Annotated in this window: 2 tRNA genes; both read left to right on the forward strand. The window is 42.7% G+C overall.

Annotated features, from left to right (window positions below):
- The first annotated feature begins 71 nt into the window (after window positions 1–71).
- A tRNA-Ile gene (locus CD032_RS10715) sits at window positions 72–148 on the forward strand.
- 21 nt (window positions 149–169) lie between these two features.
- Window positions 170–245: transfer RNA gene (locus CD032_RS10720), tRNA-Ala, on the forward strand.
- Window positions 246–309 lie beyond the last annotated feature (64 nt).

Raw genomic sequence — 309 nt, forward strand, 5'->3', positions numbered from 1 at the left:
AAGATGAAAAGGAATAACATTGACATATTGTATTCAGTTTTGAATGCTCATTTGAGTATTCTTAATCGAAGGGGCCTATAGCTCAGCTGGTTAGAGCGCACGCCTGATAAGCGTGAGGTCGGTGGTTCGAGTCCACTTAGGCCCACCATTAGAGTTTAATATCGATTTTGGGGGCTTAGCTCAGCTGGGAGAGCGCCTGCTTTGCACGCAGGAGGTCAGCGGTTCGATCCCGCTAGTCTCCACCATAGAAATTATAATTGTACATTGAAAACTAGATAAGTAAGTAAAATTTATGATTTTACCAAGCAA

It is taken from the genome of Staphylococcus cohnii subsp. cohnii (assembly GCF_002902365.1).
GTDB classification, from domain to species: domain Bacteria; phylum Bacillota; class Bacilli; order Staphylococcales; family Staphylococcaceae; genus Staphylococcus; species Staphylococcus cohnii.